This is a genomic window from [Borrelia] turdi, from assembly GCF_008828755.2.
Lineage (GTDB): Bacteria > Spirochaetota > Spirochaetia > Borreliales > Borreliaceae > Borreliella > Borreliella turdi.
Genome location: NZ_QBLM01000002.1, coordinates 100,824 through 125,802, shown reverse-complemented (window position 1 = coordinate 125,802; position 24,979 = coordinate 100,824). Strand labels below are relative to the sequence as shown.

The 24,979-nt window shown below is 28.7% G+C and carries 24 protein-coding genes; 3 read left to right on the top strand and 21 right to left on the bottom strand.

Annotated elements, in window-relative coordinates:
• Nucleotides 1–2: 2 nt before the first annotated feature.
• From DB318_RS03970 to murI, 10 genes are all read right to left on the bottom strand, one after another.
• Entirely contained in the window at nucleotides 3–1,832 is a 1,830-nt protein-coding gene (locus DB318_RS03970; protein ID WP_151074339.1) for a V-type ATP synthase subunit I, read from the bottom strand.
• 10 nt (nucleotides 1,833–1,842) lie between these two features.
• Nucleotides 1,843–2,442, bottom strand: coding sequence for a V-type ATP synthase subunit D (locus DB318_RS03965; protein ID WP_151060609.1), 600 nt, complete (start codon nucleotides 2,440–2,442; stop codon nucleotides 1,843–1,845).
• A 2-nt stretch (nucleotides 2,443–2,444) separates the two neighbouring features.
• Nucleotides 2,445–3,749 (bottom strand): V-type ATP synthase subunit B, encoded by a 1,305-nt coding sequence (locus DB318_RS03960; protein WP_151060608.1) that lies wholly within the window; start codon nucleotides 3,747–3,749, stop codon nucleotides 2,445–2,447.
• A 21-nt stretch (nucleotides 3,750–3,770) separates the two neighbouring features.
• Nucleotides 3,771–5,498 carry a V-type ATP synthase subunit A gene (locus tag DB318_RS03955; protein WP_151073776.1) on the bottom strand — a complete coding sequence of 576 codons (1,728 nt, stop codon included), beginning with the start codon at nucleotides 5,496–5,498 and terminating at the stop codon, nucleotides 3,771–3,773.
• A 13-nt stretch (nucleotides 5,499–5,511) separates the two neighbouring features.
• A complete protein-coding gene (locus tag DB318_RS03950) occupies nucleotides 5,512–6,057 on the bottom strand; it encodes a hypothetical protein (RefSeq protein WP_151060606.1) in 546 nt (181 codons plus the stop codon).
• Between the two features lie 9 nt (nucleotides 6,058–6,066).
• Entirely contained in the window at nucleotides 6,067–6,666 is a 600-nt protein-coding gene (locus DB318_RS03945) for a V-type ATP synthase subunit E (RefSeq protein ID WP_151060605.1), read from the bottom strand.
• Nucleotides 6,667–6,864: 198 nt separating this feature from the next.
• Nucleotides 6,865–7,251, bottom strand: coding sequence for a hypothetical protein (locus DB318_RS03940; RefSeq protein ID WP_151060604.1), 387 nt, complete (start codon nucleotides 7,249–7,251; stop codon nucleotides 6,865–6,867).
• A 5-nt stretch (nucleotides 7,252–7,256) separates the two neighbouring features.
• Complete coding sequence (locus DB318_RS03935; protein ID WP_151074338.1) at nucleotides 7,257–9,593, bottom strand: endonuclease MutS2; 2,337 nt, start codon at nucleotides 9,591–9,593, stop codon at nucleotides 7,257–7,259.
• Entirely contained in the window at nucleotides 9,583–10,506 is a 924-nt protein-coding gene (gene rsgA, locus DB318_RS03930) for a ribosome small subunit-dependent GTPase A (protein ID WP_151060602.1), read from the bottom strand. The genes DB318_RS03935 and rsgA overlap by 11 nt, the downstream gene beginning before the upstream one ends.
• Nucleotides 10,503–11,285: a glutamate racemase gene (gene murI, locus DB318_RS03925; protein WP_151074363.1), complete on the bottom strand. Its 783-nt coding sequence runs from the start codon at nucleotides 11,283–11,285 to the stop codon at nucleotides 10,503–10,505. Before murI ends, rsgA begins: the two co-directional genes overlap by 4 nt.
• A 163-nt stretch (nucleotides 11,286–11,448) precedes the next feature.
• Here murI and asnS point away from each other — a divergent pair, with 163 nt between their 5' ends.
• Both asnS and DB318_RS03915 read left to right on the top strand, forming a co-directional pair.
• Entirely contained in the window at nucleotides 11,449–12,837 is a 1,389-nt protein-coding gene (asnS, locus tag DB318_RS03920; protein ID WP_151060600.1) for an asparagine--tRNA ligase, read from the top strand.
• 21 nt (nucleotides 12,838–12,858) lie between these two features.
• Nucleotides 12,859–13,380 (top strand): hypothetical protein, encoded by a 522-nt coding sequence (locus DB318_RS03915; RefSeq protein WP_151074337.1) that lies wholly within the window; start codon nucleotides 12,859–12,861, stop codon nucleotides 13,378–13,380.
• Here DB318_RS03915 and DB318_RS03910 read toward each other — a convergent pair.
• From DB318_RS03910 to DB318_RS03880, 7 genes are all read right to left on the bottom strand, one after another.
• A complete protein-coding gene (locus DB318_RS03910) occupies nucleotides 13,377–13,970 on the bottom strand; it encodes a phosphoribosyltransferase (RefSeq protein WP_151060598.1) in 594 nt (197 codons plus the stop codon). The genes DB318_RS03915 and DB318_RS03910 overlap by 4 nt on opposite strands.
• Before the next feature lie 181 nt (nucleotides 13,971–14,151).
• Entirely contained in the window at nucleotides 14,152–15,576 is a 1,425-nt protein-coding gene (htrA, locus tag DB318_RS03905) for a DegQ family serine endoprotease HtrA (RefSeq protein WP_151060597.1), read from the bottom strand.
• 67 nt (nucleotides 15,577–15,643) lie between these two features.
• Nucleotides 15,644–16,399 (bottom strand): type I methionyl aminopeptidase, encoded by a 756-nt coding sequence (map, locus tag DB318_RS03900; RefSeq protein WP_151074336.1) that lies wholly within the window; start codon nucleotides 16,397–16,399, stop codon nucleotides 15,644–15,646.
• Complete coding sequence (locus tag DB318_RS03895; protein WP_172964869.1) at nucleotides 16,392–18,059, bottom strand: tetratricopeptide repeat protein; 1,668 nt, start codon at nucleotides 18,057–18,059, stop codon at nucleotides 16,392–16,394. The genes map and DB318_RS03895 overlap by 8 nt, the downstream gene beginning before the upstream one ends.
• Nucleotides 18,046–18,474, bottom strand: coding sequence for a transcription antitermination factor NusB (gene nusB / locus DB318_RS03890; RefSeq protein WP_151060698.1), 429 nt, complete (start codon nucleotides 18,472–18,474; stop codon nucleotides 18,046–18,048). Before nusB ends, DB318_RS03895 begins: the two co-directional genes overlap by 14 nt.
• A 37-nt stretch (nucleotides 18,475–18,511) precedes the next feature.
• Nucleotides 18,512–19,522 carry a peptidylprolyl isomerase gene (locus DB318_RS03885; protein WP_151060595.1) on the bottom strand — a complete coding sequence of 337 codons (1,011 nt, stop codon included), beginning with the start codon at nucleotides 19,520–19,522 and terminating at the stop codon, nucleotides 18,512–18,514.
• Between the two features lie 79 nt (nucleotides 19,523–19,601).
• Nucleotides 19,602–20,795, bottom strand: coding sequence for an acetyl-CoA C-acyltransferase (locus DB318_RS03880; RefSeq protein ID WP_172964868.1), 1,194 nt, complete (start codon nucleotides 20,793–20,795; stop codon nucleotides 19,602–19,604).
• A 140-nt stretch (nucleotides 20,796–20,935) separates the two neighbouring features.
• Between DB318_RS03880 and DB318_RS03875 the strand changes: the two genes are divergently transcribed.
• Nucleotides 20,936–22,300, top strand: coding sequence for a hypothetical protein (locus DB318_RS03875; RefSeq protein WP_151060593.1), 1,365 nt, complete (start codon nucleotides 20,936–20,938; stop codon nucleotides 22,298–22,300).
• 10 nt (nucleotides 22,301–22,310) lie between these two features.
• Here the strand turns inward: DB318_RS03875 and dnaB are convergent, their stop codons facing one another.
• The 4 genes from dnaB to DB318_RS03855 are packed head-to-tail and all read right to left on the bottom strand — an operon-like array spanning nucleotide 22,311 to nucleotide 24,973.
• Nucleotides 22,311–23,678 carry a replicative DNA helicase gene (dnaB, locus tag DB318_RS03870; protein WP_151060592.1) on the bottom strand — a complete coding sequence of 456 codons (1,368 nt, stop codon included), beginning with the start codon at nucleotides 23,676–23,678 and terminating at the stop codon, nucleotides 22,311–22,313.
• Between the two features lie 22 nt (nucleotides 23,679–23,700).
• A complete protein-coding gene (gene rplI, locus DB318_RS03865; RefSeq protein WP_151060591.1) occupies nucleotides 23,701–24,201 on the bottom strand; it encodes a 50S ribosomal protein L9 in 501 nt (166 codons plus the stop codon).
• A gap of 17 nt (nucleotides 24,202–24,218) precedes the next feature.
• Nucleotides 24,219–24,509, bottom strand: coding sequence for a 30S ribosomal protein S18 (rpsR, locus tag DB318_RS03860; protein ID WP_004792283.1), 291 nt, complete (start codon nucleotides 24,507–24,509; stop codon nucleotides 24,219–24,221).
• Nucleotides 24,510–24,523: 14 nt separating this feature from the next.
• Complete coding sequence (locus tag DB318_RS03855) at nucleotides 24,524–24,973, bottom strand: single-stranded DNA-binding protein (RefSeq protein ID WP_151060590.1); 450 nt, start codon at nucleotides 24,971–24,973, stop codon at nucleotides 24,524–24,526.
• Nucleotides 24,974–24,979: the final 6 nt, after the last annotated feature.

Here is a 24,979-nt window from a genome sequence, read left to right as displayed (position 1 = left end):
TTTTATTTATTTTTTATTTTTCTAAAAGGCTTATAAGCATATCCACTCCATTCTTGCCCTAAATGGTTTGAAAATTCAAGCATATTAAGCCTTACTCCATGAACAATTACTGAAAGTAACGATAACATTATATTTAAAACATGCCCAAAAAGTATAACAATAATCCCAGCTGCTATTAGACCAATGTTAGAAGATTTTAACAAAGGTGTTGACATAGCATTAAAACTTGCTGAGATTGAAAGGCCCGCAAGTCCCACTGCAAAAAGTCTAATATAAGATATTATATCTGCAAACCCTGACACAGTGGTTAAAAACTGTTCTATAATGCCTCCAAAACTTTTCAATATGCACTTAAAAAAATTAGAACCATCTTGTTTGCCAAAGATAAATACAAGCGCAACGCCAAAATATATTATGTTATAAACAGCATTATACATAGGAAATCTAGATTGACTAAGTATTAAATTCAAAACAAGATAATAAAGACCAGCTATACCTATAAGCCAACCAATCTGTGCAATTGAATGAATGTGGGGTTTTTCTTTTACTTGTATTAAAAAATTCCAAGCATGAGCCAATGAAATTTGAAGCACTCCTATTGAAAAGCAGATAAAGATAATATTTTGTACACTATTTTTCTCTGTTAAATAACTAACCTTAAATGAATTTAAAATAGGAAACATTTCAAGAATTAAAGGACTGCCAAACCAAGTACCAGTCATAGAACCATAAAGTATCGATGATATACTAAGGTAAAATATTAATCCGTGAACTGGAGTCAAAGGCTTACCTTTAAGAATAAAGCTTAAACTAAGCAAAATTCCTATTAAAAAAAATATCACTCCATAAGCCGCATCGCCTATTATCATGCCAAAAAACACAAAGAAAAATAACATAAAAATAAAACTTATATCCCTTTCTTTATATCCAGGAATTGTCTCTAAAATATTAAAAATAGGTGAAGCTAAATTGGCAATTCCTTTTCTTTTTATATAGGTGGGAATAATATCATTTTCTTCAGGATCTGCAAATTGTACTACAAAGCCTGCTTTTAAAACTGAGCTTTTAAGAGATTCTTGACTTTCAGCTGGAACAAATCCCGTAATATACGAAAAATCTTCAAAATCGGTTTGCATATCAGCTAAAACTTGCTCAAACTCTACGATTTGATCATAATTTTTTATCTCATCTCTTAAAATATCAATATATTTATTAAAAAGAGAAATTTGGGTTAATTTTTGATCTAAAATCTCATCAACAACTTTTAATTTATTATTAATATAATTAAAATCAAAATTAAACTTAAACTCATCAGCAATTTCAATTTTTTGCTCAAACTCACCAACACTCACAAAATAAGAAGTATTTTTTATATTTTTAATCAAAAGCACATTAACATTGGGATCTTTTAATAAATTTTTATATTCACTTTTTTGGATTTTAAAAAATTGAATATAAATTTTAGATTCTTTTAATTTGTCAATATTCTCTAAAGAAAAATTTCCCCAAACAGAAATCAAATTCTTCTCATGTAATAAAGATCGTTTAATATCTTGAAATTCTTTAATTTCATTACCTAAATTGACTATACTTTTTGCAATATCTAAAAAATTTCCATTAGAAGATTTTAAAGCCTTAACACCTCCATCTTCTTTAAGCAAAGAAAAAGCTTGTATTAAAATTTGCCTATTATCAATGCTTTTTTTTAAAGCATCTGAATTTTTATTGTAAGAGTTAATATGAACTGCTCCAAAATCTCTTAAAATCTCTAATGATTCTTTTTTATATTTTGATAAAGTCAAAAGTAAAACTTTTTTCATTTTTACAATCATAAGCTTGTTCCTATTTTTTTTTATCAATCAAATTAGACTTGGCGATTTTACCTCTTACAACAGCCGCAGTTTGCTGATCTCCAAGATATATATTAATTTTTTTTATATTAGCCTTAGCTGTTGGTATCATAACTTTCTCAAATAAATTAACTCTCTGAGATGTTATTCGAAACTCTTTTAAAAGCAAATCAATCTGTTTTTTCAAGATTTTAAGTTCTATATCAATTTGAATCACAATTTTAAGAATTTCAATCCCCTTATCTACCCAATAAGGAGTAAAAAGTAAATCGTGCTTTATATCTTCATATTCAATAGAATCGAATATAGGAATTGCAACTCCTGCAATATTTAAAGACTTCTTGATCACTGTTTTTACTTGAATCCAACTCTCAAAAGGAAATTTTTCGCTAAAAAGAGAAATCCAATTAGAAATACTGCCTTTAAGTTTTTGTTGCTCAATATTTTTAATTCTGTAAGAATCTTCAATTTTAACAATTTCCATATAAAGCTGTTGTTTCTTAAGCTGCAAGGTAGGCAAATATCTCTTAAACATCTTAAGTTTATCTTTTTGCCCTTTAAGATCATTTTTAGTTAATTTAATTTTAGACATAATCAACAGGTCTCTTTTTTGGGCCAATATTTTTCAACAAGATCCGTTTTTATACCCGTTTCTTTTGGGCTAAAACAGCTGGCAAGAATATCCCAACCTAAATCTAAAGCCTCTTCTAAGGGAATATTAACAGTTAAATCCATCATCTTACTTTCAAACATGTTGCTATACTTTAGCAATTTTTCATCCCACTTAGTCATATTAAATCCCATAGCCTTCTTTTCTACAGACTCCTTTGAGGATGCATAAAGTTTAATCATCGTATCCATTATAGTTCTGTGATCGTCTCTAGTCTTACCATTTACCATTTGTTTAAGTCTTGAAAGCGATCCAAAAGGTTCTATTCTACCACCTTTTAAATAATACTGACCCTCTGTAATATACCCAGTATTATCAGGAACAGGATGAGTAACATCATCCCCCGGCATAGTTGTAACCGCAAGTATCGTAATCGATCCTGCACCTTCAAAATCAATGGCTTTCTCATAACGATATGCAAGCTGAGAATATAAATCTCCAGGATAACCTCTGTTAGAAGGCACTTGTTCCATTGTAATAGATATTTCTTTCATAGCATCAGCAAAATTTGTCATATCTGTAAGAAGCACTAAAACTTTTTTACCCTTAAGGGCAAACTTTTCAGCAACAGAAAGCGAAATATCAGGAACAGTTAAAGATTCAACAACAGAATCATTGGCGGTATGAACAAAAAAAATTGTTCTACTTAAAGCACCTCCTTTTTCTAAAGAATCTTTAAAAGTCAAATAATCATCGTGCTTTAGTCCCATTCCACCAAGAATTATCAAATCAACCTCTGCTTGAAGTGCGATTCTAACAAGAAGCTCATTATAAGGCTCACCAGAAACAGAAAAAATTGGTAATTTTTGAGATTCAACAAGAGTGTTAAAAACATCTATCATTGGGAGCCCTGTCCTTATCATATTTCTAGGAACAATACGTTTTGCAGGATTTGCAGAAGGCCCCTCAATTTCAATTAAATTATCATCAAGAGAAGGCCCTCCATCCCTAGGATTTCCAGAACCATCAAAAATTCTGCCCAATAAATTGTCAGAAAATGAAACTTGCATTGAATGCCCTAAAAACTTTATCTCATCTGATGTGGACACACCTCTTGTACCACCATAAACTTGAAGAGAAACTTTTTCTCGATCAAGTTTAATTACTTCGGCTAGAGAGCTTGTATCTTTTGCTTTCACAATAGCAAGCTCACCGTACTTAATACCTTGAGCTGTAACAGTTATCACATTGCCTGCTATAGACTCTATTTTACTATAGACTCTTTTCATATATATATTTCTCCAAACCCCCTAAATTGCCTTTTTTAAATTTACCAATTCACTTAAAGTATGCTCCAATTTATTAAACTTATAATCTTTAAAATAAGAAAGATTCATGTCTAAAAGATTTTGCCTTAATTCATTTATAAAATCTCTTGCTTGAAGCTTATCGGAAAACTCAAAGTTAGTTTTAAGAATATTATAAAGTATATCAAACATATAATTTTGACGCTCTGAACTAACAGCAGCATCAACAGAATCAAATGAATTTTGTTGTAAATAGCATGAATCAAGAAGTTCAGACTTCAAATAAATTAAAAAATCCTCATTACTTATGCCCTCTTCCCCAACAACTTTCATCATTTGATTAATTTCGTTACCTTTTACCAAAAAAGATCTTGCATATTCTGTCTTTTTAGAATCAATCACACCTTTATATTTACTCCAAGATTCAAGAGGGCTAATAGCTGGAAATTTTCTAGCATCAGACCTTTCTCTTGTAAGTCCGTGGAATGCTCCTACAACCTTTAAAGTTGCTTGAGTAACTGGTTCTTCAAAATTACCACCAGCAGGGCTTACAGAACCACCAACTGTCACAGATCCAATATCACCATTATTAAGGACTACAATGCCTGCCCTTTCATAAAAAGAAGCAATAACAGACTCAAGATAAGCTGGAAAAGCTTCCTCACCAGGAATTTCTTCAAGACGACCAGACATTTCTCTCATAGCTTGAGCCCATCTTGAAGTTGAATCTGCCAAAAGAAGAATATCAAGACCCATCTGTCTATAATACTCCCCAATAGTAATAGCAGTATAAACGGAAGCCTCTCTAGCTGCAACTGGCATTGAAGATGTATTACAAACAATGCAAGTTCTATCCATTAAAGATTTACCTGTTTTTGGATCTATCAACTCGGGAAACTCCTTAAGAGTTTCTACCACCTCTCCCGCTCGTTCACCACAAGCTGCAATAATCACTATATCAACATCAGCATTTCTACTTGTAACCTGCTGAAGAACGGTTTTTCCAGCTCCAAAAGGACCTGGGATACAAAAAGTTCCTCCTTTAGCAACTGGAAAAAATGTATCTATAATTCTAGTTTGGGTCAACATAGGCTCGCTAGGAATAAGTCGTTCCTTATAATTAGTGATAGGAATTTTAACAGGCCAATGAAAAGACATTGTAATACTATCTCTCATGCCAGAATCATCTTCAATTACAGCGATTTGCTCATCAATCGAATAGTCACCATCATTTGCAATCTCCACAATTTTATAAGAATCTCTTTTATAAAATGGAATCATTATTTGGTGGTGAACAGTTCCTTCAATTACAAAACCTAAAAAATCTCCTGCAATAACGCTGTCCCCAACTTTGGAGGTTTTTTTAAAGCTCCATTTTTTATCTTTATTCAAAGGCCTTAAATACACTCCCCTTTCTAAAAAAAATCCACATTGAATAGCCAGCTCAGGTAAAGGATTTTGAAGCCCATCGTATACTTGAGTTAAAAGACCTGGTCCCAACTCAACTGTTAAAAGCCTATCTGTAAATTCAACCACATCACCAACAGATATCCCTTTTGTCAATTCAAAAACTTGTGCATCAACTTCATTGCCTCTAACACGAATAACTTCCGCTTTTAAATTTCTACCACCTGTCTTTACAAATAAAACTTCATTCATAGAAACTGAACCTTCTACCTCAATAGTAACTAAGTTTCCATTCACTCCAACAACTTTTCCTTTTGTCTTCATTAAAATTCCTTTTCTAAACCTTTTCATTACTTTTATCAATTAAATTTTGACAAATATTGTCAAAATTTTGAATACCCAATTCTTCTTTAAATGAATTATGTTTTAAAAATAACCTTAGCTTTAAAAAGTAAATTATTACTTTCTCAAAATCAAATTCATATCCAACCTCAAGATCATTCAAAAATTGCCACTTAAGAAGGTCAAAACTTAACTCTATTTCGAAAGAATTTTCTTTCAAACAAATATTTCTCAAAACATTTAAATAATAACTAGAAAAATAAGCAGATTCCAAATAAAAATCCCTAGGTAATCCCAATTTTTCTGCTCTTAAAACTGCAAGTGTATACCTTATTGTATCTTCAAAATCAAGAAAAAGATCAACAACTCTTGATTTATCCCTATCTACCTTAAATTCTAACAAATCTTTTAAAAAATTAAAGTCCTTTTTGCTTAAAGAAATTTCGACATTATTCAAAAAATCTGAAACACTATAATTTTTTAAAGATTTTAAATCAATATAAGGCAAAGAAGATAAAACATAATAATATGAATTTAACACAAAAGTCTCCTAGATCACCTTTATAACTTCCTTAAATCTTGGATTAAGATAATCAAAAAGAATGTCTGCAATAGTTTCCACTGAAAAATCATACTGCAAACCAACATTCTTCTTTTGAATCTTAAAACCTTTGCTTATACCTTTGAAAGGTTTAATCTCTATCCCTTCCTTAAGCTTATTTTCAAGTTTTAATCTTAATATCTGCTCTAAGTTAGAAAAATCAGATTCATTTAATTGAACAACTAATTTTTCTTCTTTAATCCAATAATCCGTTATTTTAATTATAAGCTCTGCTAAGAAATTATTATCACTAAAAACTTCTGCCACATTATCTTTTAAAGTATTTTCAAAAAGAGATTTAAGATTCTTTTCAACGCCAATAATTAAATCTCTGATTGCTTGACGAGAAGCTTCAAGGGCATGACGTTTATAATCATCAACTTCTTTTTCTAATTTTACCTTTAATACTCTAGCAGATTCTTCTGCTCTAGAAACTATTTCTTCTGCTTCTTTTTTAGCCTTAGAAATAATATCGTTAGACACTCTCTCAGCCTCTTCAAGTCCATCTTTTTTAATTTTATTTATCAGATCCTTTACTTCAAATTGCATTAAAACTCCTTATATCGTAAACATAAAAATAATAACTCAATAACAAATCAACGCTTACTAGCAAATAAAACTTTAAAAAGTATACAATAATTATTAATATTAAAAATATTATAATATTAATAAGACATACTAAAATTAGTACAACAATACTTCTTTAAAGAAGATATTAACTTTCAATTATTAGAAATAATACAACCATTAAAAAAATGGCCCAATAATTTTATAAACATTACCATCAAGCACTATCTCAAGATTTTTGCTTGGAAATTTATTTTTAAGCTCTTCTCTGAAGATTTCAATACCTCTTCTATTTATCTTATCCCAAAACTCACCATCAACAAAATTTAAAGTCAATATCTCAATAATAATCAAATAACCTCTTCCAAACCTAGATCCATAGCCTGATGTAAAAGTTGTTGTAACGCTAAAAAGACCATCCAAAAGACCGTTTGCAGCCTTGCCCCTAAAAGGCCTATTGGGATGAATATCATAAGAATTTCCAAATTCATCTTCAAGCACAAAATCAACATCAAGACAAATGTGGAACAATATATTTTCAAATTCATCAAATTTTGCTATATTCACTTAAATTAAATCTCAACTATAGTTTTTCCAGCCCCTCCATCACTAGGATGAGCAAAATAATATTTTTTAACAAACTTAAACTCTTTTAACAGATTGTGAACTTCCCTCATAAGATAACCCTCCCCTTTTCCATGGATGATCTCAAATTTATTAATGCCATTTAATATAATATTATCTATTTTCTTATTCAAAAAGTCTAGAGCATCAACAGACCTCATACCTCTAATATCAATAGTAAAACTTACCGGGTTCTCCTTATTATAATCAATTGAAAAGCTAAAATTTTTACTGCCTTCTTTTTTTTGCTCTATAAAGTTTTCCAAAGATATCTCTGAACTAGAAACACTAACATTAAAAGCACCTACATTAACAGTAATCTTCTTTTTAGAAATCCCAACTATTTTTCCTTTTGCATTAGAATTAACTATTCTAACCCTGTCTCCTATTTTAAAATCTGTTGATATATTTCTCTTATTGTTAATAGAATTTACTTTATTTAACTTGAAGTCTATATTTTTTTCTAAATCTGATATAAAAGCTTTATTTTTTGCAATATTAATATTGCCCTCTTTTATTTCTCTAACTAAATTTTCTAAAGCTTTTCTTGAATTTTTTAAAAATTCATTCTGCTCATTTAAAAGCTCTGTCTCAATATTTTTTTCTTTTAATAAAAGATCTTGATAAATATTTTCCACTTCTTTTTCTTGTAATTCTATTTGGATTAATTTCTTATTCATGCTTTCTTTAATTAAAATCAAATCTTTCTCTTTTTCTATTAATCTTTCTAAAATTTTATTAACTTCTGTTTTTTGAGATAAATAAATCTCATTAGCACGCATTATTATACTACTGTCAATCAAAACTCTACTAGCAACATTAAATGCATAACTTTCACCAGGAATGGAAAAAACTAAATTATAATTGGGTTGCATTGTCTCTAAATCCATTCGCATAGAAGCATTAATAACCCCCTCATTAGTATATGCAAAATATTTAAGAGCGTTATAATGAGTTGATATTAAAACATAAGAATTAATATTAATTAGATATTCAAGAATTGAAATAGCAAGCGCCTGCCCTTGATCAATGTCTGTTCCTGAGCAAAATTCATCAAATATTACAAGACTATTTTTTGTACTATGTTTTAAAATATAAGAAATATTGCTCATATGGCTTGAAAAAGTCGAAAGGGAATTAGAAATTGACTGCTCATCACCAATATCAATAAAAATGTTATCAAAAATTTTAAAAGTGCTAGCCTCACTAACAAGAATAGGAATCCCAAATTGAAACATTGCACTAAGCAGTCCAATCGTCTTTAAAGTTACCGTTTTTCCACCAGCATTAGGACCGGTAATAATTACAACACGATTTTCAGCAGGAGTAAAAGTTATTGCCTTTGAATCCTTTAACAAAGGATGGTGTGCATCAAAAATATTTAATGCATTTGAAATCTCAGGAAATACCCCTTTGGTTTTGATTCCATAAATCGCTCGTGCCTTTAAAGAATCATAATACAAAAAATTATTATAAAGATTATCTAAAAGAACAATGTTACTATGAACCTTATCAGAAAGGTTCTGCAAAATTTTTAAAATTATTCTTTTTTTTTCTAAATTCAAAAAATTTAATCTATTGTTATCATTTACAATATCATTTGGTTCAATATAAAATGTTTCACCTGATGACGAAACAGAAATAACATTACCCTTAACTTTACCTTTAAAATTAGACTTAAGAGCAAGGGTATATTTATTAGATTTATAATAAACAAAATTAGAAGCCAAATATTCTAAATTCAAGCTAATTATTCTTTTTATCTGTTTTTCAACTCGTCTATTTAAATTTTTAATCTCAAATTCAATCGAATCATATTCTTTTACAACACCACTTTTTAATTCAAGAGCATCAACATCTATATATTCTTTTAATTCACTAAGCAAATTTCTTAGCTCTGGGCTTAAAAATAATAAATCGGATAAAATCCGCACATTAAAATGCTTGATATCAATATTTTTATGTAAAAATAAATTTATTCGCAAAACCTCATCTAAAAACTCTATAATATCTCTCAAATTTTCAATAGAAACTCTTGAATTTTCTTTTGTTAATAATGAAATGGGATATTTTAAGCTATTTATAAAAGAGTTTGGATATCCTTTACAACTATCAAAAAGCATTCTAATGAGATTCACAAAAGAAAACATTTTCTCTAAGCTTTCTCTTGTTTTTAATATTTCTTGATTATTTAGTAAATTAACAGTGTCTGGACTAGAAACATACTTAGATACTAAAGATAAAATTTCATAAAAATCAATATTTTTTAAATATTTATCTTGCATAATTTTTATAATTTTTAAGCTCTGATAAAATCTTTAAATAACTTTCATACCTAAGCTTGGAAATACCATTACCTAAAGAGCTTGTAACAAAACAACAAGGTTCGCTAACATGTAAACAGGATTTATATTTACAAAAACTAGCAAAATTTTCAAACTCTTTAAAATAATACTTAAGATTCTCAAAAGGTAATGTTTCAATTCCAAACTCTTTTATTCCGGGAGTATCAACTATTATCCCGCTCTCAGAATGAAATGATATTGAATAAACAGTGGTATGTTTTCCTCTAGAATACCTATGTGAGATTTCATTTACTGATTGAGAAGCTCTTGAATCAATCAAATTTATTAATGAGGATTTTCCAACACCAGACTGACCAATAAAAGAAGTTCTTGAATTTCTCAAAATCTCTTTTACTTCTTTGATGCCCTCAAAAGTTTTAACAGAGGTTTTTAAAACCTTGTATCCTAGATTTTTATAAATTTCAGAAAATTCTTCAACCTTCCGGCTTATTCCTTTATCAATTTTATTAATCACAATAACAGGAACAATATTTTGCTCTTCTGCAACAACAAGAACCCTGTCAATAAAAAAATTTTTCATCTCAGGAAAGTTAGCAGAATTTACAATCAAAACATTGTCAACATTAGAAACAATTGTCTGCCTGAGATCTGCTTTTCTGTTATAGCGCCAAAGAATATTTTTTCTACTTATTCGCCTATCAATATACACCTTACGAGAACTATAAATATATCCCAAGACTACATCTCCTGGAACTAAAGGGCTATACTCCTTACAACCTGTTTCTAATACCTTGCCCTTAAAAATTCCCTCATAAATTAATTTACTGCCAAGCTCTAAAATAGAATATATATTATTAACTCCCCAAATAACTTCAAATTTAAGATAATTCAAACTATCGTTCCTTTAAAGTGGAGATTATATTTTTTGCAAAAATTTTGATAAAAAGTCAAATTTTCGTTTCTAGTCAAATAAAATTCATCTACAAAATGAATATCCTTTTCATAATAGTTTCGTTTACGTTCGGATAAATTCATTACCCTAATAAGATTTTGTACCACTAATTCACGATTCTCATAAACAGGAATTTTTAAAAAATCTTCTATCATTGCCTTAATATGCAAATAATGCGTGCATCCAAGAAAAACAATTTCTCTACCGGTGTTTGCAACTTCAAATTTTAAAGCTTCTAAACAGCTAAGAGCATCTTTTTTATACTTCTCTCCATATTCAACAAAATTAACAAGCTCTCCAGCAGATTTTACAATCAAATCATAATGCATATTTACTTGATCTTTAACAAATTTGCTCTCAAGAGTAGTATTTGTTGCAATCAAAAGAACTCTTTTTAAAGCAAGCTCTGAAGCTGAACTTATCTCTGGCAAAGTATAGACTACTGGAAAAACCAAATTTAATTTATTGTACACACTAACAGAAATTGTATTGCAAGCCAAAATTAATGCACCAATATTATAGATTCTTTTAAGTTTCTCAATTAAACACAAAACTGCTTCTAAAAGATATTCTGAGCTCTTCTCTCCATAAGGAAAATTTTTATTATCGGCAACATAAACATATTGGCATCCCTTGATTTTACTTTTAATATATTTAAAATAAGAAAGCCCTCCTACTCCTGAATCAAAAACAATTATTACTTCTTTGAAATTTTTCATTACAAAATAATAATCACTCCTAAAAACCATAGTATAAATATTAACAAAGTTAATTTCAAGAATTAAAATAATAAAAAATGTTTTGAATGTTTTTTTAAAAAAGGTTTTAAGCTATAATAAAATTGATTTAGCAATATTAATAAATTTTAAGGTGATAAATAAAATGTTTGCAAGCATTAAAGATATTTTAGAAAATCCAATTTTAAACAGCAATGTTACAATAAACGGGTGGATTAGAACCAAGAGGAGTAATGGTAAGATTGGATTTATAGAAATTAATGATGGTTCAACGCTTAAAGGAATTCAAGCTGTAATAAACGAAGAAGAAAGTCAATTTGCTGAAAAAGATCTAAAAAAATTAACAACAGGAGCAAGCATATCGTTAACAGGTTTATTAGTAGAAAGTCCTGCAAAAGGACAAAATTATGAAATAAAAACATATAGTTTTAATGTAATCGGAGAAACAGATTCAAAAACTTACCCACTGCAAAAAAAAAGACATACCTTTGAATTTTTAAGAGAAATACCTCATTTAAGAATAAGAACCAACACATTTGGAGCTATTGCTAGAGTAAGAAATAAAATTTCATACAAGATTCATGAATATTTCCAAAAAAATGGGTTTTTCTATATTAATACACCAATAATTACATCAAATGATGGAGAAGGCGCTGGGGAACTGTTTAGAGTTTCCACATTAAAATTCAACAAACCAACCAATACACTTAGTAATATTGATTTTAAAGATGATTTTTTTGGAAAAGAAGCTTTTCTATCTGTCACTGGTCAATTGCACGGTGAAGCATATGCAATGGCTTTATCTAAAATATACACATTCGGTCCAACATTTCGAGCAGAAAATTCTAATACTACACGCCACGCTTCAGAATTCTGGATGATAGAACCAGAAATGGCTTTTTACAAACTTGACGACAACATCACCCTAGCAGAAGACCTCTTAAAATATCTTTTAAGTTCAATTTTAAATGAATGCTCACAAGATATGGATTTTTTAGAAAGTTACATCGAAAAAGGTTTAATCAAAAAATTAGAAAACGTAATAAATTCAAATTTTGAAGTTATTACCTATACTAAAGCAATTGAAATTCTTGAAAGCTCAAGAAAAAATTTCGAAATAAAACCTTACTGGGGAATAGATTTGCAAACAGATCACGAGAGATTCTTAACAGAAGAGACTTTTAAAAAACCAGTAGTGGTTATTGATTACCCAAAAAATTTTAAAGCATTTTACATGAAAATAAACAAAGATAACAAAACCGTCAAAGGAATGGATATACTTGTTCCAAGAATTGGAGAGATTATAGGAGGAAGCGAAAGAGAAGATGACTTGCAGAAATTAGAAAATAGAATAAAAGAATTAAATCTAAACATTGAGCATCTAAACTGGTATCTTGATCTAAGAAGATTTGGCTCCACTCCTCATTCTGGTTTTGGGCTTGGACTTGAAAGATTAGTGCAATACTCAACAGGAATATCTAATATAAGAGATTCAATACCATTCCCAAGGACTCCTAAAAATCTTTATTTTTAATCAAAAAAAGGAAACAAAGAAATGAGATTAAAAAAACTCTACAAATTAATGTTACTCCTTCTTTTTGTATTAAGATTATTTCCAGTAAAAGATGAAAAATTAAACAATAAATTAGAATTATTTTCAAACATAGAAACAAAAATAAAAAAAAAAATTAAGACTTACGATTCAAACTCAAATCTCAAAAAAATTAGAAAAGAATCGATTTTAAAAAAAGATGAAAACAGCAAAAAGAATATAAATTCCAATATATACATACAAAAATCAAAAAAAATTAATTATCCTAACAGAAATTTAAGCAATAACATCAATCAAAACACCGCAAATGATGGAAATTACACAACAAATCATTATATTAAAGTCTATCCTAGCTATAAAAATGATAATTTTGAAGCAATTAAAAATACTAATAAATTTCCAGTTAGAACCGAAAAAACTCATGTCTTAATCGGCCCAATATTAAAAGATAATTTAGGAATAATAATTAAAATGTTAAAAACAAAAGGATATTCTTTAATAGAATATATAGAAGACAATAATTAAGATTTATTTTTTGCTAAAAATTTTAAAATCTCATTAAGCTCATCATCTATATATTCAAAACTATTCAAATATTCACTTTCATTCAATCCAGTCAATTCATGATTTCCATAATGAATCCAAGTATTTAATTCTTCTTGGCTAGAATATTTATTAACATAATAATCAGGAATATAATCTACAAATCCATGATCCTTATAATCGTAAACTGCTATTTTAACATTTTTATTCTCTATACCTTTTTTTAAAACCTCACCTCTTAAATAAACAATAGTACGGCCCGTATCAAAAATATCATCAACAAATAAAACTTTATCGCCTGCCCTTAAATATTTTGGATCATAAGTCCAACCATCTATCATTATCTTTTTTTGCTCATTAAAAATATCATAAGATCTAGCAACAACAGCGGCATATAAAAGGGGCTTATCTACTTTTACAAATTTAAAAAATTCACTAATAATATTACCAAGATAGGCTCCCCCTCTCAAAGAGACATACATAATATCTGGAATAAATCCATCTTTATAAATTTTATAAGCAAGCTTAAACCCATTAATTCTTATCTCTTCATAAGAAATATATTTTTTCATAATTTAAACTTATTCCTTCTTAATAACAATAAATTTTATTTAATCAAAATATTTTACCTGTAAAAATATCTTATAAATATTTACGTAAAATAAAAATAGCAACATCTAAAACGAAGTTTAACAAATTATACACAAACCAAAAAAGGGTTAAGATAAACTCTTAACCCAAAACTAAAATTCACTAAAAAGAAACATTAAAAGAATCATTGTCTCTTAAAATTTTATAAGTATTTTTACCAATCTTAAGAGCATCATAAAATTCTCTTAAATTAGAAACACTTTTTGAATTTACAGAAAGAATTACATCTCCTGATTTCATCTTAATATTTGATGCTAAATTTTTATCGATATAATCAACAACAACACCTTTAATCCAATTTCTTAAATTAAGCTGCGCTTTAATATCCTCAACTAATGGATATACAACAAAACCTGGCAACATTTTTGAAGAAACAAGTTCTTTCTCCTTAGGTCTAACAGCAAGAATAATCTCAATATTTTTTTTGACATTACCTCTTAAAATTTCTACATTTACTTTTTCACCAGCATAAAAATCACTAATATATGATGTAACGTCTTGAAAAACGCTCATGGGAACATCATTAACCTTCGCAATAATGTCTCCTGCTCTAAGCCCTGACTTAACAGCGGGTGAACCTGGATAAAGAGAAGCAATAATTGCCGCTGAAACATCATTGCCTTCAACCCCTAAGCTTTTTAGGACTTCAGAATCTCTTGTCTTTAGCGGATAAAAAGAAATTCCAAGCCATGCTGATTCAATTTTTTTACCTTTAAGGAAAAAATCTACAGTACTTTTAATATTGTTAACAGGAATTGCAAAACCTAACCCAATATTTCCACCAGAATTTGAAGCTATCCAAGCATTAATCCCAATAACTTCGCCTTTTATATTTACAAGAGGACCACCTGAATTACCTCTGTTGATTGCAGCATCAGTTTGAATAAATAAATTTCTTGATTGCAAATTAGGATTTGCAGAGCGTTGTAATCCACTTACAATACCTGCTGTAACTGTAAAACTAAATTGAAAAGGACTCCCCACGGCCATAACCCAATCACCTATTTCAAGCTTATCGCTATCGCCAAGATCAGCTACTTTAATAGTTGCGTCATTGCTTTCAAAACTAATAAGAGCAATATCCTTTTTTTCGTCTTTGCCAATTAACTTAGCCTTATGCTTTTTTTTATCATAAGATACAACCTCAAGCTCAGTTGCCTTATCTACTACGTGACTATTTGTAACCACATAAAATAATGATTTTTTTTGAGAATCTCTACCAATTATTACTCCAGACCCTGCCCAATTGCTTTTTCTCTCAGAATCAAATTCTGGCATATCAAAAAAGAAAAATGGAATAGGAAAACTCTTCTTAATTACCCCTGTTGCATGAACTTCTACAGACGATGGTAAAATTTTTTTAGAAACTTCTCTAAAAGAATCTTGTAAGGCTTGTACTGTATTGTCCTTTTCTTCTGCAAAAACAATATTACTTTTATTATAATCTAGATAATGCATTCCAATAAAAAATCCAATACCTAAGGCCAAAAAACTGAGAATAAATCCAGAAAAAAACTTTTTTTCCACTTTTATAACCTCCACATAATTACTTTATTTTATAAATAAAATTTTTAATATTTGATTAATTTAAAATTTAAACTTCACTTAAAATTAAAGGCAATCCGTCAACAACAGCAACAGTATGTTCAAAGTGCGCAGAATAACTAAGATCAGATGCGAAAACAGTCCAACCATCACTTTTTATTGAAACCTTATGCCCTTTTAAGTTTACCATAGGCTCAATAGCTAAAACCATACCTTCTTGAATTCTAATATTTTTAAAAAAAGGAGCATAATAATTTGGAACACTTGGTTCTTCGTGAAGTTGAAATCCAACACCATGTCCCGTATATTCCCTAACTATTCCAAAACCAAATGGTTTTATATGCTCTTCTATTGCTTTTGATATATTTAAAATTCTATTTCCCACTTTCATCTCAGCAATACCTTTGTAAAGAGAAGCATTTGTAACTTCTAAAAGTTTATCGATACTAGGGTCTACACTTCCTACTTTAAAAGTTTTTGCCATATCACTATAAAACCCATCAAGAATAACCCCACAATCAATACTGATAATATCCCCATCAGCTAGTTTTCTTTTCCCAGGAATACCATGAATAACCTCTTCATTAATAGAAGCGCAAATAGTACCCTTAAACCCATGATATCCTTTAAAAGCGGGCTTAGCTTTATTTTTAATAATAAAATCATAGGCTATCAAATCAAGTTCCTTGGTGCTAATACCAGGAGCAATATTTTTTTCTACTTCTAACAAAGTAAGCGCTAGCAAACTCGCTGAAGCTTTTATTTTTTTAATTTCATCTCTAGACTTTAATCTTAGTTTAGTCAAAATTTAACTTCCTTTCTCTAAGTGTATCTATCATATTTTTATAAAGCCTTCCTTCATCAGTTTTGTAAAAAGAATAAGAAGCCAAAATAGACTCTTTGCCTTTTTCCATTTTCCCCAAATAAAGATAATTAATTCCTTGTTTTAAGTAGATTTTTGATACAAGCTCACGCTCATAATGAGTGCTAGCATCTTTATCATAAAAACTACTAGGCAATAAAGATATTCCTTTATTAAAATATCTTTCTGCTTCTTTATAATCTTTCTTAGAAAAGCTCAAAACTCCAAGATTATAATAAATTCCAAACATATATTTTTGAGATTTATTATCAAAAATTACTCTTTTTGAGCCAGCAAAATCTCTTTTAAGAAAATAATAATAAAATTTATAAAAATCATACCAATCTTGTCTATTTTCAGAAAAATTATAAATTTTAAAAAATAAATCTAAATCCTTTAAATCTGAATAAAGCAACAAATTCCAAGCCAAAACTTGGGCAATAATAGGATTGTACTCTGTCTTGTAAAATAATCGCCACAAATAAGACTTTTTTGCCTCATACTCAGAATTTGCATAATTTAACGCAAAATAAATTTTAAAAAATAAGGGATCTTCCTTGTAATTAGCTATAATTTCATTAGCTTTAAAATAATTTTTAATTTTAAAGTATATGTTTGCTAAATAATAATTTATTATCTTATTGTCTTTAAACAGCTCATTAGCTTTATTTAAATAAGAAATTGCTCTTTTAAAATCATTCTCATTATTAGCTATAAGTGCAAGATTTAAATAAACAAGAACATTATAATCAGGGAATTTTGTATAAAGCTTTAAATACTCATTCTTAGCACTCTTGATATCTCCTTTTTTAAAATAAGCATCGGCAAGCAAAAAAAGTAAAGTCGGATCATCTTCATTTTTAAGCAACTTAAGATTGGAAATTGTAAAATCTAAATCATTAAGATTGTATGAAATATATGCAAGCTCTTTTAAAAAATTTTTGTCTTCTTTAATTTTAAAAAGTATACGCTTAGCAGCATCTATATTTTTTTTCTCTATATGCAAAAGCATTGCATTTACTAAAAATGCATTATTTTTAAGATTTAAGCCTATCTCTTCAAAAACACGAGGATCCTTTTCTCTATAAATTTTATTAATAAATTTATTAAAATCTAAAACATTATTATCTGAACTTAAATTTTTTATAAAAACTTCATCATAAAGACTTTGATACTCTTCGCTATTTAAAAGATATTGATTTGCAATTCTATAAGCGTCTTTTAAAGACCCAATTTTAAGCTTAGAATAAACCTCTAAAGCTCTTAGTTTTAAATTACCTGGCAAAACTTTAACACTAAGATTTACAATATCTTCCATAAGATGGTAGTTGCCTGTATTTAAAGCCCAAACCTTAGCTCTTTTGATAAGAGCTAGCCATTTAAATTCAGTATTAGCATAATATGATGAAAATCGTATTGCTTTTTTTGCATCAGAAAATTTCTTTTTATCGATATAAAAATCAATTCCTATAATAAGCTTGCTAAAATCTTTCTCACCCTTTAAAAAATATAAAATATTGGGATTGAAATAGAAATAAAAACCGCCTGAAAAAACCGATAATAAGAATAATAAAATGAACACTAAAGTTTTATTTTTTTTCAATACAATTCTCCATATTTTTAAGCAAAGCATCAAGTATGCCATTTATAAATTTGTAAGAGTTTTTACTACCATATTTCTTGGCAATCAAAATCAACTCATCAATTACAGCACGCTTTGAATTTCCAAAATTTTGGAACTTCAAAGAATAAACACCCATTCTAAGTATTGCAAGATCAACCTTGTCTATTCGATCTAAGGACCAATTCCAGGAAATATCTCTAATCAAGCTGTCAATATGTTCTAAATTATTAAAAGTACCAGTTACTAAAGAAGAATAAAATGACTTAATAGATTCATTTTCTATATCTAATCCTTTATCCTCAATATTAAAAATATCAAAAATATCGTCCATTGCGCTTTGATTAATGTCAATACTATAAATCTTTTGAAAAGCCAAAATTCTAACTTCATGCATTAAATCCATACCAAAATTATACAAATAAAAATATGCTTTATTTTAGACTAGAGTCCAAGATTTGTATATTTGCAGACTTGTTAAGCTTACCATACACATCTTGCTGCACTTGAACAACAATTTGCTGTTGTTGAATATTAACCATATTATTTCTTATTGCATCTTTGACAATCAAATCTGTAGTAGGAGATACTTTATCATTCAAGCCTAAAAATCTCTGAGCATATTTTTCTGTAACTTTAATAATATGAAACCCTTCCTTTGAAGCAATAGGCGCAGATATATCACCCTTATTAAAATTAAAAACCTCTTTTATAAAATCAGCTCCAAGAAGATTTTTAGCGTTTTGATCATCCCTTGACAAAAATCCAAGATCTCCATTTTTAGCTTTAGAAGACTCATCATTTGAATACTTTCTTACAGCTTCTTCAAAGGTAATTTTTTTTGACCTTATTTGGCTTAAAATATTTTTTGCTTGATCTAAAACATCTGATCTTTTTTTATCCTTAGTAGAAAAAAATACATGACTAACTCTTGAAATATCAGGATTTACAAATTTAGTTTTATTAGCCTCATAATACTCAACAATTTCTTTCTCACTAGGAGTTTTAACTTCAGAAAACTTAGGTTGAGCTTGTTTTAAGACAAGTTTTTGAGAAGATAAAGATCTTTTCATTGAAGACAAAAGCTCGCTCCAATTTGTACCTTGTTTTTCTATCATCTGCTTGATTTGCTCATCAGTAAGATTTACAAGCCCAAATTGAGTTCTAATCGTTTGCATAACCTCATCATCTGAAATTTTAATTCCTTGTTTTGAAGCCTCTTGACTAAAAAGAACATCTGCTATTAAAACTTGCAAAACTTGCTTTTTCTCAGCATCAGTTAAGTCTCGGCCTTGGGTCTTTTTAAATATATTAACCTTAGAATCAAAACTGGTCTTAGTAATAATTTCATTTTTATATAAATTAATAATAGCAACAGGAGTATTTTGAGCAAAAGAGTTAATCCCCACAGTTCCCAATATTACCAAAAATAAAAAACTCTTCATAACATAACCTCTTATTAAAGAATCGCTTACCCACTAATTTAACAAAATTTTACATTTAAATCTAGTTAATAAAATATTTTCATCTATACAAAAAACTAGAAATTCCTTGCCCACCGCCAACACAAATAGATGCTATTCCTTTTGTTTTATTCTTCATTTTCATAGTACGAGAAAGCGTTAATAAAATTCTTGAACCACTAACTGCAAATGGATGTCCCAAAGCAATAGCACCACCATTTACATTAATAATATCGCTAGTTATATTGTATTTTTTTAACAAAGCTTTTTCAATGCTTAATGCTTGAGCAGCAAACGCTTCATTAACCTCAATCAAATCTATTTCTCTAGGGTTTAAACTTAATTTACTAATAATGCCTTCAATAGCTGTATAAGCTCCAAAACCCATATAAAGCGGATCAAGCCCCACGCTTTTAAATCCCCCAATATAAGCTAATGGTTTTATCCCTAAGCTTTTTACTCTCTCCTCACTTGCTAAAATTAAAAAACAAGCCCCATCATTTAAACTAGAAGAATTTCCAGCGGTTATTGTGCCTGATTCTTTAAAAACAGGATTAAGAGATGCTAGCTTATTTAAAGTTAAATTATCTCTTATTTCCTCATCACTTGAGACAACCCTACTAGAATTAGTCTTCTTATCAAAAAGAATCAAAGGATAAATTTCATCTTCAAAATATCCAAGTTCTCTTGCTTTTAAGGCCTTTAAATGAGAATTATATGCAAATTCATCTTGCATCTCTCTTGTTATCTTATATTTTTCTGAAAGATTTTCTGCTGTAAGTCCCATGGAAATAAAATTTAGAGGATCTATTAAAGCATCTTTTTGGATTGAATCTTCAAGTCCAAAATTACCAAATTTAAGACCTTCGAATCTAATCTTTCTGGGCAATAGATAAGGAGCATTGGTTAAATCTTCTACCCCTCCAGCTAAAACAATATCATTATTTCCAAGAACAATAGAATTAAATGCAAGCTCTAAAGCCTTAAGACCAGAACCGCAAACTTTATTAACACTAAATGCAGGAACAGTGTCACCTAAACTAGATTTCAAAGCAATTTGCCTTGCAATATTTTGACCAAGTCCTGAAGATATTACGTTTCCAATAATAACCTCATCCACTTCACATAACTTATTTCTTTTAAGTAAAGCTTTAACAACTTTTGAAGATTCATCAATAATATCCAAACCCCTAAAAGAACCTCCAAACTTGGCATTGGGCGTTCTAAGTCCATCAATAATAGCTACCTTTTTCATCAAAACTACTCCTAAAGTCTTAGCAACTCCATTGAATTATACAATACAATAGCCCACTATAAAACTAAGTTTATTTAATGAAAAATAAACTATTTAACCTGAATTAATTAATAAATAAGCTAAAATGCTATAATTTTAAAATGAACTTTAAAAAAATATTTTTCATAATATTAATAATTTCTACTCTAAAAGCTTATTCTTATAATTATGCAATCCAATACAAAAATGAAGGTATTGACAAATACTATTTTGAAATACTAAATGATGGATTTGGATTTTCATTAAGCGATTTTTTTGATGATTTGAGAAGTGGCTCTCTAATTTTTACCTATACTTCAAAATACAATTTTATAGTAAATTTAGAAGCACACATGTTAACTTTTAGAGGCTATGAAGACTCACCAAAATCTTTAATTAGTAGAACGGACTTAATTGAAATAGGTTTCATGTATTACTTTCCAATATTATTGCTAATTAATGGAAAAAATTTTGGAGAAATAGACCTTGGCATTGGAATTAAAAACTTATTATTTGGAGACTGGGGAGGATACTTAATACAAAGCATAATTCATCTCATTTTAAATCAAAAACGTCCAATTCCGGGTATAAAAAGCTACGATAACTACAATTACAGAGGATTTTTAAGCTTTGCTCTAAATTATTCTTACATGAATTTTTTAAATTTAGAAAATTATATAGATTTATCTTATTTTGCAGATTATTTTATCAAAAACAGCATTGGAATCACCTTGAAAAATGAAAATATTGGATTTGATATAAAACTTTACGCCCAAACTCAAAATCAAATCAAAAGCCTTAAAACATATTCAAAAACACAAGAAGCAGAAACAGGAATTGGAATAAATTATCGACTTTACTCTAACAATTTTTTCATAACAAATAATTTAAACATTAAAAATTTTTCAACCAAAGAAAATTTCTTAAGCGTTGGAGGATTTGGAATAATCATTACGCCTGAAGAATGCATAAAAATATCAGAACCGAAAAATGAATTTAATATTATAAGCAATAATTTTTATTTTGGATTTGATATTATGATCCCACTTAAAGTAAGAAATTTAATATTCTACAAAATAAATGAAAACATAAACTATTACTTCTCAATATCAACAAATTACTATACCAATTACAATGAAAATAATAGCTTTACAAATCGATTATCATCAGGCATAATGTATGAATTTTTACCCCAAAAAACATTCAATCCTTACATCATTTCGGGATTATTTTTTGCCTATAATCAAAATAACAAAAATATTAAAAGCATCTTCAGACCAATAAGAATAAAAAACATTCTTCAAGTTGGAATTGAAAATGAATTGGGACTTTTGTTTAAAATGTTAAAATATCGCAACACTGAATATATTTTCAAAATATATTCAAAGGCCAGCTATGTACCTCTAGCTTATAACATAGATGAAAAAAAAGTAGAAAAACATTCTATTAACTTTAATTATTTAGGAATTGGAATAGTCATTAAATAAGGACATTAAATTAATAATGATGATCTTTGTTAACAAACTTGGTAATGTGCGGTAAAAATAATATATCTGCCCTACCTGTAGGACCATTTCTATGTTTTGCTATAATAACCTTAGTTTCTATTGGTTCCATCTCAGCAGAAGACTCAAATTTAAAATCTTTATCCCTATGAAGTAAAATTACAATATCAGCGTCTTGTTCTAATGCTCCTGATTCTCTTAGGCTAGCAAGATTAGGTTCACGTCCTTCTGTATCTCTTGTAAGCTGAGATAATGCAATAATTGGAATTTCAAGCTCTCTAGCAAGCTCTTTAAGAGATTTACTAATCGATGCAACTTGTTCGTGCCTTGGAAGATTTTTTGTTTCAAAAGAAATTAGACTGATATAATCAACAAATATTATATCTATGCCATAAAATCGCTTAAGCTTTCTAGCTTGAGTTGCTAAAGTTAGTAAACTAATATTGGGAGTATCTTCAATATAAAGCTCAGAATCACTAATCTCATTTACGATATCATTCAATAACTTTATTTCTTGACCAGATAAAATGCTATTTTGAACCTTAAAGCTATCAATACAAGATTGAGACGATATTATTCTTTTTATTAAAGCATCCGCTGTCATTTCAAGAGAAAAAAACCCTACTTTTTTCTTTCCTTCTTTTCTCAAAGCTATAGCAGAAGCAATATTTAAAGCAAATGCTGTTTTACCAATACTAGGACGAGCACCAACTATAATAAAATCACTATTTCTAAACCCCCCTATAAGAGAGTCAACTTTTCTAAAGCCACTTGGAATGCCAAAATTCGCTTCCTTTTTCTTCATACTACGTTCATATATCTCATTATGAACACGTTCTGCAATAATTTTAGCATGATAGAGGTTTTTACTAGAATAATCTAACTCAATTGAGAGAATCTTTTGCTGAGATTCTTCAACAACCTCATTAATAGTTTTTGTAGAATCATTTATATAATCATTAAGTTCTTTAGAAACATTTAAAATGCTTCTACGAACACTCTGTTCTTTTACAATTTTTGCATAAACATTTATAGTTCTATCTGTTGGTAAATAAACTGACAGTGAATCTAAATAGTCCGGCAAATTGATTAAATCTTTTTTAATCAAAAGCTGTGTTTTTGAAACATGCTTAGATACTTCTTCAAAAACAGTAATAGGATCAATATTTTCCCTTTTTTCATAAAGCGAAACCATTGCTTTGAAAATCAACTTGTGAGTTTCATTGTAAAAATCATCAGCTCTTACATGAAAAGCAATTTGCTCTAACTTATCCGAATTATAAAATATACTAGAAATTACCGCTTTTTCTGCACCATCATTAAAAAGAAGTGCAGAATTTGAAAAAGCTGCTAAAGCCACGAACTACACTCCATCTCTTAGTTTACTCATTTACTTTATTTAAATTTTTATTTAAAGACTTTTTATCCTCTTGCTTTTCTTCTTTTTTTATCTCTACTTTAATAATAGAGCTAATGCCCTCATAAAGCTTAATTGTCACATCATAAGTTCCAAAAGTTTTTAAAGTTCCATGATGTATATCTATTTTTTTTCTCTCTATATCAAAACCAAGTTTAAAAAGTTCATCAGCAATATTCAAACTGTTAACGCTATGAAATAATTTTCCAGAATCATTGGACTTCATAAAAAACTCTAATTTAACAAGATCAAGCTTAGATTTCAAATCATTGGCAATCTGTTTTTTTGTTTCTTGCTTTTTTAATATTGATCTTCTTTTTTGATTAAAAATCTCAATATTATGTTTATTTGAAAAAACCGCAAAACCTTTGGGCAGTAAATAATTTCTTGCAAATCCATCTTTTACTTCTACGGTATCTCCTTCTCTTCCGAGATTAATAAAATCTTCCCTTAAAATCACTTTCATAATTACCCCTAAAATAACTATTTTTTTACAAAAGGCAACAAAGCCATATATCTTGCCCGTTTAATTTCTAATGCCAAACGCCTTTGATGCTTAGCAGAAGTTCCCGTAATTCTTTTAGGTAAAATTTTACCTTGCTCGGTAATAAACTTTTTAAGAAAATCAAAATCTTTATAATCAGGATGTTTGCCAGAATCACAAAATTTACATGACTTTCTCTTAAAAAATCTGAAATTTGAATTTTTTTTAAAGCCATCCTGCTGATTTTCAAATCTTGAGTCTCTTTGATTTACATCTCTATCTTTATACATAAATTTAAACTCCATTAAAAAGGTATATCTTCGCTAAATTTATCATCAACAGCATCAATATCCTTAATTGCATCTTCTCTTTTATGGTTTGTCAAGCCATTAATATCTGAATCTTGCATTTGAAAAGTATTAGAATTTGAACCAAACATTTGCAAATTGTCCACAAATATATTCACTTTACTTCTCTTATCGCCTGTATTCCTATCTTGCCAGCTTTCATATTTAAGAGATCCACTTACCACAACTTGCTTGCCCTTTTTCAAATACTCATTGAGACTTTCGGCTCTTTTTGAGAAAATAACACAATCAAAATATTGTGGATAATCAATCCATTCATCATTTTTTTTCATTCTTCTATTATTAGCTAAAGAAAATCTAAGAATAGCCATACCACTATCTGTATAAGAAAGCTCAGAATCTCTTGTAAGTCTACCAGATAATACTAATGAATTAATATCGGCCATCAAAAT